The following is a 13,670-nucleotide window of genomic DNA, read 5'->3' on the forward strand; positions in this document are numbered from 1 at the left end:
TTTGGTGGGTGCCTACTGGGCGATGAAAATCCCGCAAAATTCCAAAATGCCCATCTATATCATTAGTGCTGCTTTTGTAGGTTCCATCAGCTTGTTTGCCTGTGCCTTTTCCAGTTTTTCGGAAACGTGGTATTTAAGCTGGCGTTTCATTTCAGGCATCAGTGGTGGCTTACTGATGATTCTGTCTCCAAGTGTTGTCGCGCAATGTAGTGACTTACAGCATCGTTTTAAAATCAACTTTATTGGTTTTAGTGGTATCGGCTTGGGGGTTTTATGCGCCACGCTGTTTATGCCCTATCTGGATCGAATTGCAATTTCTACGGCATGGTTAATCTTATGTGCGTTCGCCTTTGGCATGAGTGCATTGCTCTGGCTGCTTGTACGTCCATTTCAAGCTCAACTACAAGCCATTCCAGCCACACAGTCCCAGTCAGATCAAGTCGGTTTCATTTACTACAGCTTGTTAATTGCCTATGCCTGTAGTGCTTTTGCTTATATTCCCCATTCTTTATTTTGGATTGATTATTTAAGCCATGTATTGGCACTTAATTTGTTCTGGATTAATTTCAACTGGATTCTATATGGCTTAGGCAGCGCCTTAGGTGCGTATAGTGCATATGCTTTGGCGCGCAAGCTCGGGAATTTTACTGCGCTTAAAGTGTTATACAGCATCTACATTTTTGCGGTTTTAATAGCCGTATTCAGCTTCTCACCTATTTTTACGTTCTTATCCTCCTTCTTAACAGGCTTGCTCAACCCTGCCGTGGTTTTCCTCACCTCCTATACCATTTTGCAATTGTACGGTTTGGCTTATAAAAAATTATGGAGTATGGCAACCCTCAGTTTTGCCAGTATTCAGTTGCTGGGTGGAATTAGCTTTAGCACTTTGCAGCATTTCGGGGTGTCTTACCCTCAGCAATTTAGCATCGCTTCTGCAGTTCTGTTACTTGGCACCTTACAACTGTTCTGGTTTACTCGCCCACATGCAAAAACCAGTCGTAGCAGTGAGCAAATGACGGAGTAATCGCAAAATATTCCATATACTGTTTTCAGATTTGACTATGTTGAATCGCATTGAATGTACTAAAAAACGGAAAACTTTTAAAAGCCCCAGCCTATTTCTCTTTTTCTATGGAGTATTAAAGCCTGTCCTTATGCTTTAGATGAGACAATTTGAGCAATCATTTGATTAATCTGAATAGAGAAATAAGCATGCTTTTATGAACCCTTATGACTCAAAAAAGCATAAGGGTTCACCGCCCCTTGTCCAGATAGATAAACCCCATAATGCAAATGCGGGGGTGTATTTTTCGCATTCCCCGTGTTCCCCACATAGCCTAGCACTGTTCCTTGCTCGACCCAGTCTCCAATATCTATCTGCTGCGCATAAGCATCTAAATGTGCATAATAATGTCGGCTTAAATCTGGACCAATGACCCAGACCACTTTACCACCCAAACTGTCTAAACCAACCTTAGCAACGATGCCTTGTGTTGTACTCAGTACCGCTGTGCCACGTTTAGCAAAAATATCGATACCTTCATGTTTACGCCCCTGTCCCCTTGCTGCACCCCATGTATCACTGATTTGCTTTGGCGTAATGCCTTCAACGGGCATAGGCAACTGCTGCGAAAGGTTTTGTCGTGCCAATTGAAATTGTAAGAGTGGATATTGCCAACTGGTCGATTCACCCGAGTTTGGAGGTTTACATGCCTGTAGCATCAAGCTGATTGCAAATATAAGAGAGATACGTTTAAACTTTTGATATTTGACTTTCATTCTAAAGATTTGGAACTTTTATAATGGGCTCAATTCTAACCATGAGCCATCTACTTCCCTATAGTGTTTTGGTTATTTAGGCTCATTTCAAAAGTAGAAAAAGCGCATAAAAAATGATGGCGACTACAGCACTTAGACCAGCTTTTTAGTCGCTCTAAAAAAATGATGCAAATAAAAATTTTAAGCAAAAAAAAGCCTACAAATGAGTCAAGTAGGCTTTAAAAAATTTAAAACAAGTCAGGGAACTATCAGCTTTAAATCTTGTGCTAATAGTGCCAAAGCTATAAGTCATTTACAATGCTTTGGTTAAAGATATATTTAAAATATTTGTTAAAAAGTCCACTTTTTTGTAACACAGACAAACTTGCACAAAATGAGGGCAATATGCTTCATCCATCCGCGACAACTACCATCCAAAAGCAGCCAATTTAAAGTCCCTATTTCATGAATAAAGTAGTACTTTCTAATTCACTCTCTTCAATAGTAGCCTTAAAGTAACCTCGACCCATACAGGAAAAATGAAACGATATACTATGAGATAAGCTTCCTCATCTTAAAGACTCAGCGGAACACTATTCCACTTTAATATTCTCCAGCTTGTTCACTTGAACAACTTTGATGTTTTCAATTTTTTTCATATTATCAATCAAGATCACTTGATCTGAAAATGTATCAAAGATATACAACTGTTTTGCGTCATCTTTTAACGATGCCACAGGCAAATGAGATGCCATCTTTTTTTGATAAGCACTATAACCATTCAAAAACGGAACGACAAAAAAGATTAATAATATTGAAATTAACCGCCCCAAATATTTAAAGTACATTAAGCCAAATAATGCCAACAAACCAATGAGATAAGACAGGACTTGTAGCCACTCCCGATTATCTCTCCAAATTAATAAAATTAAGATCGCAATTAAAACACCACATCCAATCAAGAAAGTACGATGCTGTTTGCCTTTCGGCTTTGAATCTGAAAAGAAGATTTCCTGTAAAAACATTAATGCCAAGATAAAACCTGCACCCAGCCTAATATTAGAAATTAAAAGCTCTTTGGTTGTCAGCAGATTGATAAGCCAGTCTGCTTTTAAGCCACCACATAATAGCCGTAGTAATAACTCACACCTGTAATAAAAAGAATTGCCGTTCCCAAACCAATGATCTGCGCTGCCCCGAGTCCTAGCTGATCTAATTTATCTTTAATCATGTTTTATCCTTATTTTTTTCTTTGGAAATTTTTATGCACGGATCAAATTTGAATGCTCAAATAGCAAGGTGTTTAGAGTTAGTTATTCTCAAGTGCTTATTACATTTGGGGAAAATTAGTTCCAAAGAATACTTAACTATATCAAACACATAAAAATCTTATTTTGTTTACGGTTACTAAAAAGGAATAACTCGGTCAGAATGCAATAATTAGATAAATTACGCTTTAACGCTAACAGGCTAAATCAACATTAACTTTAAGATTTAATCGAGCTTTGACAGACAGCTGACATAATACTTATTTGCAAACTGGTTCAGTTGAGTCTCCTGCGACATGGGTTTGGCATAAGTCGGCTGTGCATAGGCATCACGAATTACATAATCAACCAGTTGACGCATTTCGTCATTGGGATGATCTTTATATCTCGTGGCATTGGCTTGCAGTAATTTGGTTTCAGCTATACCCGCCTGCTTTTGCTTCATGATGGAACTTGCCATGTCCAAAAACTGTTTACACCCATTATCAAAGTAAGCATCTGGCTCCCCCGCATACAGAGAATATGAACTGATTGATAACAAGCTAAGCAGTAATATTTTTTTCATGTTTATTTCCTTTTTCTTATCTATAGCAATATTCGTTTTATTCATTGAGCAGCATTTAAAACAAGCGTTTAGCCATTCCCAAAGAGATTATTTTAAAAATCTAAAATGCCTTCAAATTTTGCTCTTTAACTCTTTCTTAATCTAGAGATACAGGACATTGACATAACCAAGTCTACAACGCTTTTTTCATTACATCAGCCGAACCAAGACTTTATATTCTCTGCATATATCGCTTAAAAAGCATACTGTAATATTCATGTTTTTGCATACTCAGTTACATTTTAAATTTTAGTCACATTTAAATAAGTGAACTCAATCTTCATCATCAGATTTGCTCTTAAACATTAATCTGTATTTAGTTATCCCCTAAAATTTTCTAGAGCAAGATAAATTGAGATGATTTTCAAGCATCTCTTTAGAAGGCTAAGGCAGTAGTTTTAAGCGCCAAGACGCGTATCAACAATAAAGTTGAGGAGCATCAGTCGAAATCTGATATAGTAGCCTACATCTTATGGACTTTTTCTTTACCCTTCCCGACCTACTCCCACTTATTCGGGTAACCAAACGGGCAACACAAGCAAGTCCAAACAAATTTTTTAAATTTTCTAGTAGGTTAAAGTGAAAATAGTCATTCTTAACAAGCCTTATGACGTTCTCTCTCAGTTTCGTAAAGACGAAGCGCACATGACAATGTCTGACTTTGTAGATGATCCGTCATTGCGTTTGGCTGGTCGTCTCGATATGGACTCTGAAGGCTTAGTTTTCTTAACTGACCACGGTGGTCTAAATCAATACATCACCAACCCTGCAAACAAAAAGTACAAAACATATTTAGTACAGCTTGATGGCGATGTGACCGAAGAAGCTTTAGAACAGCTTCGTAACGGTATTGAATTAAAAGATGGTATGACTTTGCCAGCGAAAGCCATCAAAGTTCAACAACCTGAATGGTTATGGGAGCGTGATCCTCCTGTTCGTTACCGTGCTTCAGTTCCGACTTCTTGGGTTGAAATTTCAATTTGTGAAGGACGGAACCGTCAAGTTCGTCGTATGACTGCTGCTGTTGGCTTCCCGACTTTACGTTTAATTCGTACTAAAATTGGCTCAATTGACTTGGTTCAACTGGGTTTACAACCGGGTGAAACCAAAGAGATTGAACCTTTACTCTACCCTGACTTTAAAGATGTACCAGCGGAAGAGCCATATCGCTCTCGTTCATATGTGAAAAAGCCAGGCGGTACAGGTGGTAAGCCAATGGTTCGTAAGAACAAAGATGGTTCTGTGAAAAAATCTGGGACTAAACGTATTTGGCAAATGGATGAAAGTGAGAAACCACGTCGTAAGACCAATGGTACAACGCGTCCAAATACCAAAGCGCCACGTGGTCGTGGACGTAGTGGTCGTTAAGATTGGATGTAAAAATAAAGCTCACGAAAGTGGGCTTTATTTTTTCTAATTGACAAAATTTAAACATAATCTATTGTTATATAAAAATTCATTATCAAAGAGATTAATATGAAAGAAAGATTTGTTGGGAGACAACAGTTTGTAAAACAAATTCAAAACTTAATCAACGATACCAACTCAAATAAAAAACTAAGAATATTAAGTATTGAAGGTTCAGGAGGTTTAGGTAAATCAACATTGCTTGATCACACCTTATCCAGTGATCTTCTTCATGAAAACCAGTACCTTATATTAAGAATTGATGGTAACGCATCAAGTGTAGGAGATATTTACGATATAATTTCGGTTTTAATTAATTCGGCCTCATCAGCAGTTACAATAAATAAAAAGCCAGGACAACTCTTTCCCAATACAACTAATGTCATCAAAGAATTTAAAAATTTTCAGAATGAATTAATCAAATCTTATTTAGCAAAAGATAACTCACTTGATACTGATGCAATATATAAATGTTTACAACCTATAGTCAATGTAGGAAAAACAATTAATACTTTATCACCTCAAACTAAGGTTTACTTAGATGCTGAAGAACTTGAAATTGTATTTGAAAGAATAAAAGAAATCACTCCCGATTTAGAAATTATGAAAAGAGAGGGTATTAATCTTATTCAAAAGCTTACTCTAAAATCTCAAAATGTTAATTTAAGAAACACTTTCAGAGAACACCCACTACTTCCATTATCTAATGCATTAATTGAAGATCTTTCAGCTATCTTGCAAAAACCTCAAAAGCAGACACGCGCTGCCCCTATGAAAATAGCCGGCATTGATCGCTTATTAATTATTATTGACGATTTTGAAGCATTACAAAATAGCATGGTTGACTTCCTAACTGAAAACTTTTTTAAAGATCTTAAACGCAGTGCATTTGAATCTTTTATCTTCATCCTAGGTAGAGATACATTATCAAATACATCTCCCAATTGGGATCAGCACTTTCAACATCACCTACTTGATCCAATCCGCTTAAAACATCTTAATAAAGAAGAAGTTTTTGAACTCGCAGAAATATATAATATTAAAGAGATTACAATAAAAGAAAAAATTTGGGCTGATACCGAAGGTTATCCATATTACATATATTTATGGACTACAGAAGCAGAACAAGGTGGAATAACAGCGACTTCTCTTAAACAATTTTATACAAGAATGACACGCTGGCTTAACCCTAAACAAAAAAATTGGTTAGAAAAAATCGTTTTTCTAGATGAAATTAGTATCTATTCTGTTCAAAAAACAAATTTCTCGAAAGAAGCAAAGGAAATAACAGAATGGTTCCAGAATGAGGCTTCGCTACGTGATACTCAATCATTAAAATTCAGATTTCGCCCTTTTGTTAGAAGTCGAATTCAAGAATATATTAAAATTTCTGATCCTCAAAACTTTAAAGATTTATACTCTGAAGCTAAATTAATTAATAAAGAGATTCACAAATTTAATAGCGAAATTGAAGCAATCTCATAAAATATCTTTTTTACTTTCTTAAAAATTAACTTTCCTTAACATAAAAAAGCCGACGCATTTGCATCGGCTTTTTCACATCATCGACTAATAGCCGATTTTGCTAAACTTAAACAGTTTCAAGCGCAGCATTAAGCGTTGCACTTGGACGCATTACAGCATTTACTTTCGCTGGATCTACAGCATAGTAACCACCGATGTCCGCAGCATTACCTTGAACAGCAGCAAGTTCTGCAACGATTTTGTCTTCGTTTTCAGCAAGTACTTTTGCAAGTGGAGCAAATTTCGCTTTCAACGCAGCATCTTCGTCCTGAGCAGCCAAAGCTTCAGCCCAGTATTTCGCTAAGTAGTAGTGGCTACCACGGTTGTCTAACTCGCCAGTACGACGTGATGGAGACTTGTCGTTGTCAAGTAATTGACCAGTTGCTTGATCTAGAGTTTTAGCAAGAAGTTTCGCCTGAGCGTTGTCTTCTTTAATGCCTAGCTCTTCTAAAGAAACCGCTAATGCAAGGAACTCACCTAAAGAATCCCAACGTAAGTGGTTTTCTTCTACAAGCTGTTGTACGTGTTTAGGCGCAGAACCACCAGCACCAGTTTCGTACATACCGCCACCTGCCATTAACGGCACGATAGACAACATTTTCGCAGAAGTACCTAATTCCATAATTGGGAACAAGTCAGTGAGGTAGTCACGTAAGATGTTACCAGTTACAGAAATAGTGTCTAAACCACGAGCTACACGCTCAAGCGTATAACGCATTGCACGTACTTGTGACATGATTTGAATATCAAGACCAGCTGTATCGTGGTCTTTCAAGTACTTTTGTACTTTCTTGATTAATTCATTTTCATGTGGACGGTACGGGTCAAGCCAGAAGATTGCAGGCATGCCAGAGTTACGTGCACGAGTTACTGCAAGTTTCACCCAGTCACGAATCGGTGCGTCTTTCACCTGACACATACGCCAGATGTCACCTTGCTCTACATTTTGAGTCATTAACACTTCACCAGTGTCAAGGTCAGTAATGTTCGCAATACCCGCTTCTGAAATTTCAAAAGTCTTGTCGTGTGAACCGTATTCTTCAGCTTTTTGCGCCATCAAACCTACGTTTGGCACAGTACCCATAGTTTTAGGGTCAAAGTTGCCATTCCACTTACAGAAATTGATCATTTCTTGGTAGATACGCGCAAATGTAGATTCTGGCATTACTGCTTTACAGTCGTACTGCTTACCATCAGCACCCCACATTTTACCGCCACTACGGATCATTGCAGGCATAGATGCATCAACAATAATGTCGTTTGGTGAGTGGAAGTTTGTGATGCCTTTAGCTGAATCCACCATTGCTAATGCAGGACGGTGTTCTTGACATGCATGTAAATCTTCGATGATTTCTTCACGTAAAGAAGTCGGTAATGTTTCGATCTTTTCATAAAGACCAGCCATACCGTTGTTTACGTTAATGCCTAGCTCATCAAATAATTTGCCATGCTTTTCAAATGCATCTTTATAATAAATCTTAACGCAGTGACCAAATACGATTGGGTGCGATACTTTCATCATGGTTGCTTTAACGTGCAACGAGAACAAAATGCCAGCTTCACGACAGTCTTCGAGTTGTTTCTCGTAGAAGTCACAAAGTGCTTTTTTGCTCATGAACATAGAATCGATAATTTCGCCATCTTGAAGCGCAACCTTTGGCTTAAGAACGATAGTTTCACCAGCGTTGGTGATCAATTCCATTTTCACGTTACGCGCACGGTCAAGCGTCATCGATTTTTCGCCATGGTAGAAGTCACCTTCTTCCATGTGTGAAACGTGAGTTTGTGACCATTGCTTCCACTCGCTCATAGAGTGCGGGTGTTTTTTAGCGTAGTTCTTTACTGCAGCAGGCGCACGGCGGTCAGAGTTACCTTCACGTAAAACTGGGTTTACAGCAGAACCAAGGCACTTACCATAACGTGCTTTAATCTCTTTTTCTTCTTCAGTCGTAGGATTTTCTGGATAGTCAGGAATCGCAAAACCTTTAGATTGAAGTTCCTTAATACATGCAGTTAACTGAGCAACTGAAGCACTAATGTTAGGAAGTTTGATGATATTCGTGTCAGGATCTTGTGTAAGACGACCTAATTCTGCGAGGTTGTTTGGAACCTTCTGCTCGTCGCTTAAATAGTCAGCGAATTCTGCAAGCACACGTGACGCTACAGAAATATCACTTTTGGTGATCTCGATGCCAGCTGGCTTAGTAAAGGTTTCAATGATCGGCAGTAGCGAATAAGTCGCCAACAATGGCGCCTCATCAGTCAGTGTGTAAATGATGTTTGACTTTCCACCAGCCATATATAGCCCCTTGTGTTAAATTGAGTTTTAGAGAACCAGACTTTTGGCCCAGCCCTACGAACCGATTGCTTAAATAAACCCTGAGAGTATCAGCCCTCAACGCTTTTCAGTCAACGATATATCTTGTGATAACGACATTTCGTAAGAAAATACCCCTCGGTTTATGTGGTTTTTTTAAACACTTTTTAAAGTCAATCATTTAGATTTCGTATAAATCATCAACAGTGCTCAAACCACCTGTAACCAAGCGCCCGATTGTAGCTTGTCTATATTAAATCCGATATATGACGATTGGATAACCAAATGAGCTTATACAGCATCCAATTTCGCCTTCGACCATGAATATTTGTTGATCTTTCAAATTTCCAAATTTTATTAAAACTGCTTGATCCCATCCTATGATGATGCTAATTATGATTCATATTAAACAATATTATTTAAATAACGTATCAAAAAGGAAAATGTCATGGAAATCGCAAAAGGACATGCGCTGTTTAATAATGACCACGTGATGCAAGAACTAGGCGCGCGCTTGGTCGACTTTAAAGACTGCTATGCCAAAGTAGAACTCTTGGTCGAAAAACGACATACCCAAGGACATGGCACTTGTCACGGTGGCATTATCTTCACCTTAGCGGATGGTGCTTTTGCCCTTGCCTGCAACACAGGTGACTACCCTGCCGTGGGACAGCACTGCAACATCAGCTACATTAAACCCGGGAAAATTGGTGACGTCCTTACTGCAACTGCGGAGTTACGCTCTCAAGCAGGCCGTTCGGAATTCTATGACATCCAAGTGGTCAATCAAAAGCAAGAAACCATTGCGGAATTTAGAGGTGTGTCACGCATGCTGGTACCCGCCAAGAAAGAACTGTCATAGATATTCAAACCATCTGAACTGATCTGAATAGCATCAACACAACCTAGCTTCTTGTTTTGGTTACATATTGAAATGTTGAAATTTTATTGATTGTTTAAACTAAATCTTTTTTAAGCTTTAGGATCAATCAGATGGTTAAATTTCTAGTACCGCTTATTGGACTTGGTTTCTCCTCTTTTTGCTTTGCGCAGAATCCACTCAGTGTACATGTCCTGAATTTAGAAAATGGCTTACCTTCCACTAACGTCAAAGTGGTACTTGAAGCACAACAAAATGATAAATGGACAGAAATCAATACAGGCACCACCGATGAACAAGGTCGGATTGCCGAACTTTATCCCAAAGATGCCCCTTTACAAAAAGGCGTATATAAAGTCACTTTTAAAACTGGGGACTGGTTCCGTCAAAAGAATGAACGCTCATTTTTTCCAGAAGTTCCTGTGGTATTCGTGATTGATGGCTCACTGGAGCATTATCATATTCCGCTACTGATCAGTCCTTATGGTTATTCGACCTATCGCGGGAATTAATTGCGCTGCATAAATCCCTATTCAAATACAAAAAAAGCCGATACTTTCTAGCATCGGCTTTTTTCATTTGCTCTGTCTCGATTTAAGCTTTTAACCAAGCATCTGCTTTCGCCTGATTTTCCACTTTTAATTCCACCGTGGTTAAGCCCGTTTCAACACCTTGAACTTCGAATTGCATCAACTCATCACGACGGAAGGCAAAAATCGTGAATGTTTCTTGGCGTTTCGCATATTGTGCTAATAGCTTTTCACTGGCTTTTAAGCCATCAATTGCAAGAATCACATCATTGGCTGATAGACCTGCTTGTGCAGCAGCACCATCACGGCGCGCTTGCTGAATCAGCACACCTTCTGGTTTGTCGACGACTTTCATGCCAAATGGTAATGACTTGTCATTTTTCAGACTATAGCTTAAGCCAAACTCAGGGAACAATTGATCAAGTGGTAGTTCATCTACGGTATTAATCAAATGATTAATCTGTTCAAGCCAGCTATCGCCAGTTAATTGCTCACAAATTTCAAAAATGCTGCGTTCATTGACCTGAATCCCGTTTTGCGCATTTTCATAGAGCTTGCGCATTAAGGCATCCAAACTCGAACCACGTAAACGCAGACCCAAGTCTAAGCATAATGCGACTAAACAGCCTTTGTTATAGTAACTGGTGCCTGCATTATTTGAGTTTTCATCCTGACGGTAAAACTTCACCCACGCATCAAAACTCGATTCCGCCACAGTTTGTACATTGCGACCAGGGTTCTGCAAATAACGATCAATCTGGGTTTTGAGTAGTTTGAGATACGACTCTTGTGACACCACGCCACTACGTAACAAAATTAGATCATCATAATAAGATGTAAAACCTTCAAACACCCAAAGCAAAGTCGTGTAGCTTTCTTTATTCAGGTCATAATTGACCAAATTTTCAGGGCGAATAAACTTCACCAACCATGAGTGGAAATATTCATGGCTACACAAGCCCAAGAAGCGTTGATAATCTTCCGAAGGCTCTACAGGTTCATCAGCTTTTGGCAAATCACTGCGTGGTGTAATTAAACTGGTGCTGTTAGGATGCTCTAAACCACCATAGCTGTTGCCCGTGGCCATGGTCATAAAGGTATAGTTGGCAAACGGCGCAGAACCGAACATCTTAATTTCAGTGACACAGATTTTTTCAATGTCTTGCTGCATACGTTCTGCATTCATGGCGTGTTGCCCTGAAACCACAAACTCATGTGCAATGCCTTCGGCTTCAAAACCAAAGCGAGTTTGTTCTGCCAATTCAAACGGCGCATCAATTAATTCTGCATAATTTTGTGCTTTTAAGGTATAACGCCCTTTCACCAAGCTTTTAGACGCCAAACCTGTTGCCAATTGAAAATGCTTTAATTCGTCTGGCAAGAACAGTTCAACTTCAACTTCTTTTTCTTCCTGACCTTCCAAGCCCAAACACGCGCAAGCTGGATTGACATATAGACGGTTTTGATCGACATAAGCGCCACGCACCGACAAATCGTAAGCGTAGACATCATATTCAACCGTAATAAATTCATGGTCGGTATTGAACAAGCGCCATTTATTCTTTTCAAATTTCTGAATTTTTAAAATACGTCCTGCTTCATCATAGGCACGCACCGATTCAATGTGCTTGGAAAATTCACGAATGAGATAGCTACCTGGAATCCAAGTTGGGAGTGAAAGGACTTGAGTTGGGTTTGCCAAAAAACGCAGTGTGACATGTACAAGATGCTGACGATAATCGTCAAATTCGATTTGATAATGCAACATAATAGGCAGTTCAAAATAAAAATAATTAATCTTGGCAGCTAGCTTAGCACTTTTTTTCCAGCCGATGCAGAACTGTGTTATTTGTCTGCAACACAGACTAGCCATCCGTTCAAAAAAGGCATAGCATGCCCTTAGTTTTGTCAGTTTTTTGCTGATGGATTAGCTTGATAGGAATACCTTTGAAACGTTTCACTTACCTCCTCGCTTTATTTGCTTTGCTCTGGACTTCTTTAGCCAATGCAACACTGCTTAACTTGGTTCCAGAAAGTGTCCAAGCCGAATCATGGACGATTTTAGACACTCAATCAGGACAAGTGATTGCAGAACATAATAGTCATGCACAACGTGCACCTGCCTCATTAACCAAAATGATGGTGGGCTATATTGCCTTAAAAGAAATTCAGGCAGGACATTTACGTAAAGATGAGGTTCTCACGGCAACCCCAGTGGTAAAAACCGTGATGTGGGATGAATCGCAAATGTACTTAAAAGAAGGTGAGCAAATCTCAGTTGATCAACTTCTTGCAGGCTTAATTGTGATGTCTGCCAATGATGCAGCAGTGACGCTGGCGGAACGTATTTCGGGCAGTATTCCAAAGTTTGTTGAACGCATGAATCAGGAAGCGAAAGCGTTGGGCATGAAAGACACCCACTTTCAAAACCCAGCAGGTATTACCATGCCTGAGCATTATTCTTCTGCCAATGATTTAGCACACTTGGGACAAGCAATTACCAAACAAACTCCTGACTATTTGTATTATTCCAAGCAACAGAGCTTTAGCTATAACCAACGCTTTCACCGCGCGACCAATTTGGTGCTGAAAATGGATGCGACTGTAGACGGGTTAAAAACAGGTTATACCAAGGCGGCAGGTTACAATCTCGCCTTAACTGCAAATCGCCCGACCATGAATCCTGATGCGCCAAATCGACGTTTAGTTGTAGTGGTGATGGGAACCAAAAGTGCAGCCAAACGTGCTGAAGTGGCCTATGACCTGATGAATTTGGCATACACCTATACCCGCAATGAAGTCGCGATTAAAGACAAACAATTGATTGCGGAATTGCCTGTGGTGAAATCCACACTGAAAATGTTTAAAGTGCAAACACAGACACCTGAACTGATCACGACATCCTTGTATGACCAACCCTATGCGATTGACTTAAGCACTTATGACAAGGTCAATCAACGCATTATGCTTAACACAGGTGATGGCACAATCCGTCCAGTAGAGCCATTGCTAGAAACACGCACGCATATGAATGTTGAAATGCAAGAACATGCCTTGACTGCGCCATTGGCAAAAGTGATGCAGCTTGCTACCGTACAGGTCTATCAAAACAATCAGCTTCTACGCAGCATTGCCATTCAAGACGATGTACAAATTGATGAAGCCAATATTTTTCAGCGCTTCTACATCTGGCTTAAACACATTCTGCCATTTTTCAGCAGTGAAGAACTCAAAGTAAAAATTTACCCCCTCCATTAAAATGAAATGCTTTGGTCTGGTTTATGTAAGTTGTTGTAACTTGTAAAACAATTCCAACACATCCCCTGTAAGAAGATGGCATGTTAAGCCATCTTCTTTTTTTTTTAATAATAAATAGGTCCGT

The 13,670-nt window shown here is 39.2% G+C and carries 11 protein-coding genes; 6 read left to right on the top strand and 5 right to left on the bottom strand.

Annotation, left to right across the window (positions count from 1 at the left end):
* Positions 1–1,024, top strand: a 1,024-nt coding sequence (locus ACWQ4X_RS11175) for a YbfB/YjiJ family MFS transporter (RefSeq protein ID WP_457903689.1), incomplete at its 5' end; no start/stop codon positions are given.
* A gap of 194 nt (positions 1,025–1,218) precedes the next feature.
* On the opposite strand, the gene ACWQ4X_RS11180 is transcribed toward ACWQ4X_RS11175, so the two are convergent.
* From ACWQ4X_RS11180 to ACWQ4X_RS11190, 3 genes are all read right to left on the bottom strand, one after another.
* A complete protein-coding gene (locus ACWQ4X_RS11180; protein ID WP_457903690.1) occupies positions 1,219–1,779 on the bottom strand; it encodes a M23 family metallopeptidase in 561 nt (186 codons plus the stop codon).
* A 572-nt stretch (positions 1,780–2,351) separates the two neighbouring features.
* Positions 2,352–2,792 carry a hypothetical protein gene (locus tag ACWQ4X_RS11185; protein ID WP_457903691.1) on the bottom strand — a complete coding sequence of 147 codons (441 nt, stop codon included), beginning with the start codon at positions 2,790–2,792 and terminating at the stop codon, positions 2,352–2,354.
* 460 nt (positions 2,793–3,252) lie between these two features.
* On the bottom strand, positions 3,253–3,591 hold the full coding sequence (locus tag ACWQ4X_RS11190; RefSeq protein WP_457903692.1) for a hypothetical protein: 339 nt from the start codon (positions 3,589–3,591) through the stop codon (positions 3,253–3,255).
* Positions 3,592–4,209: 618 nt separating this feature from the next.
* On the opposite strand from ACWQ4X_RS11190, the gene ACWQ4X_RS11195 reads away from it, so the two are divergent.
* Both ACWQ4X_RS11195 and ACWQ4X_RS11200 read left to right on the top strand, forming a co-directional pair.
* On the top strand, positions 4,210–4,998 hold the full coding sequence (locus ACWQ4X_RS11195) for an rRNA large subunit pseudouridine synthase E (protein WP_100241573.1): 789 nt from the start codon (positions 4,210–4,212) through the stop codon (positions 4,996–4,998).
* Between the two features lie 108 nt (positions 4,999–5,106).
* Positions 5,107–6,522 carry a hypothetical protein gene (locus ACWQ4X_RS11200; protein WP_457903693.1) on the top strand — a complete coding sequence of 472 codons (1,416 nt, stop codon included), beginning with the start codon at positions 5,107–5,109 and terminating at the stop codon, positions 6,520–6,522.
* A 106-nt stretch (positions 6,523–6,628) separates the two neighbouring features.
* Here the strand turns inward: ACWQ4X_RS11200 and ACWQ4X_RS11205 are convergent, their stop codons facing one another.
* Positions 6,629–8,860 carry an NADP-dependent isocitrate dehydrogenase gene (locus tag ACWQ4X_RS11205; protein WP_142769082.1) on the bottom strand — a complete coding sequence of 744 codons (2,232 nt, stop codon included), beginning with the start codon at positions 8,858–8,860 and terminating at the stop codon, positions 6,629–6,631.
* A gap of 466 nt (positions 8,861–9,326) precedes the next feature.
* Between ACWQ4X_RS11205 and paaI the strand changes: the two genes are divergently transcribed.
* Both paaI and uraH read left to right on the top strand, forming a co-directional pair.
* A complete protein-coding gene (gene paaI, locus ACWQ4X_RS11210) occupies positions 9,327–9,740 on the top strand; it encodes a hydroxyphenylacetyl-CoA thioesterase PaaI (protein WP_457903694.1) in 414 nt (137 codons plus the stop codon).
* A gap of 131 nt (positions 9,741–9,871) precedes the next feature.
* The gene (gene uraH, locus ACWQ4X_RS11215) at positions 9,872–10,270 is read left to right on the top strand and encodes a hydroxyisourate hydrolase (protein WP_457903695.1); all 399 of its coding nucleotides are present in this window, start codon (positions 9,872–9,874) and stop codon (positions 10,268–10,270) included.
* Positions 10,271–10,352: 82 nt separating this feature from the next.
* Here uraH and ACWQ4X_RS11220 read toward each other — a convergent pair whose 3' ends face one another.
* Positions 10,353–12,056, bottom strand: coding sequence for a M61 family metallopeptidase (locus ACWQ4X_RS11220; RefSeq protein WP_457903696.1), 1,704 nt, complete (start codon positions 12,054–12,056; stop codon positions 10,353–10,355).
* A 179-nt stretch (positions 12,057–12,235) separates the two neighbouring features.
* On the opposite strand from ACWQ4X_RS11220, the gene ACWQ4X_RS11225 reads away from it, so the two are divergent.
* Positions 12,236–13,546, top strand: a complete 1,311-nt coding sequence (locus tag ACWQ4X_RS11225; RefSeq protein ID WP_457903697.1) for a D-alanyl-D-alanine carboxypeptidase PBP6B — start codon at positions 12,236–12,238, stop codon at positions 13,544–13,546.
* The last annotated feature ends 124 nt before the right edge of the window (positions 13,547–13,670 follow it).

Source organism: Acinetobacter sp. NigerLNRRAM0016, assembly GCF_054112845.1.

Coding starts and splice junctions, on each gene's coding strand:
- ACWQ4X_RS11180 (WP_457903690.1), bottom strand. CDS start 1,779: ATGAAAGTCAAATATCAAAAGTTTAAACGTATCTCTCTTATATTTGCA.
- ACWQ4X_RS11190 (WP_457903692.1), bottom strand. CDS start 3,591: ATGAAAAAAATATTACTGCTTAGCTTGTTATCAATCAGTTCATATTCT.
- ACWQ4X_RS11200 (WP_457903693.1), top strand. CDS start 5,107: ATGAAAGAAAGATTTGTTGGGAGACAACAGTTTGTAAAACAAATTCAA.
- ACWQ4X_RS11205 (WP_142769082.1), bottom strand. CDS start 8,860: ATGGCTGGTGGAAAGTCAAACATCATTTACACACTGACTGATGAGGCG.
- paaI (WP_457903694.1), top strand. CDS start 9,327: ATGGAAATCGCAAAAGGACATGCGCTGTTTAATAATGACCACGTGATG.
- uraH (WP_457903695.1), top strand. CDS start 9,872: ATGGTTAAATTTCTAGTACCGCTTATTGGACTTGGTTTCTCCTCTTTT.
- ACWQ4X_RS11220 (WP_457903696.1), bottom strand. CDS start 12,056: ATGTTGCATTATCAAATCGAATTTGACGATTATCGTCAGCATCTTGTA.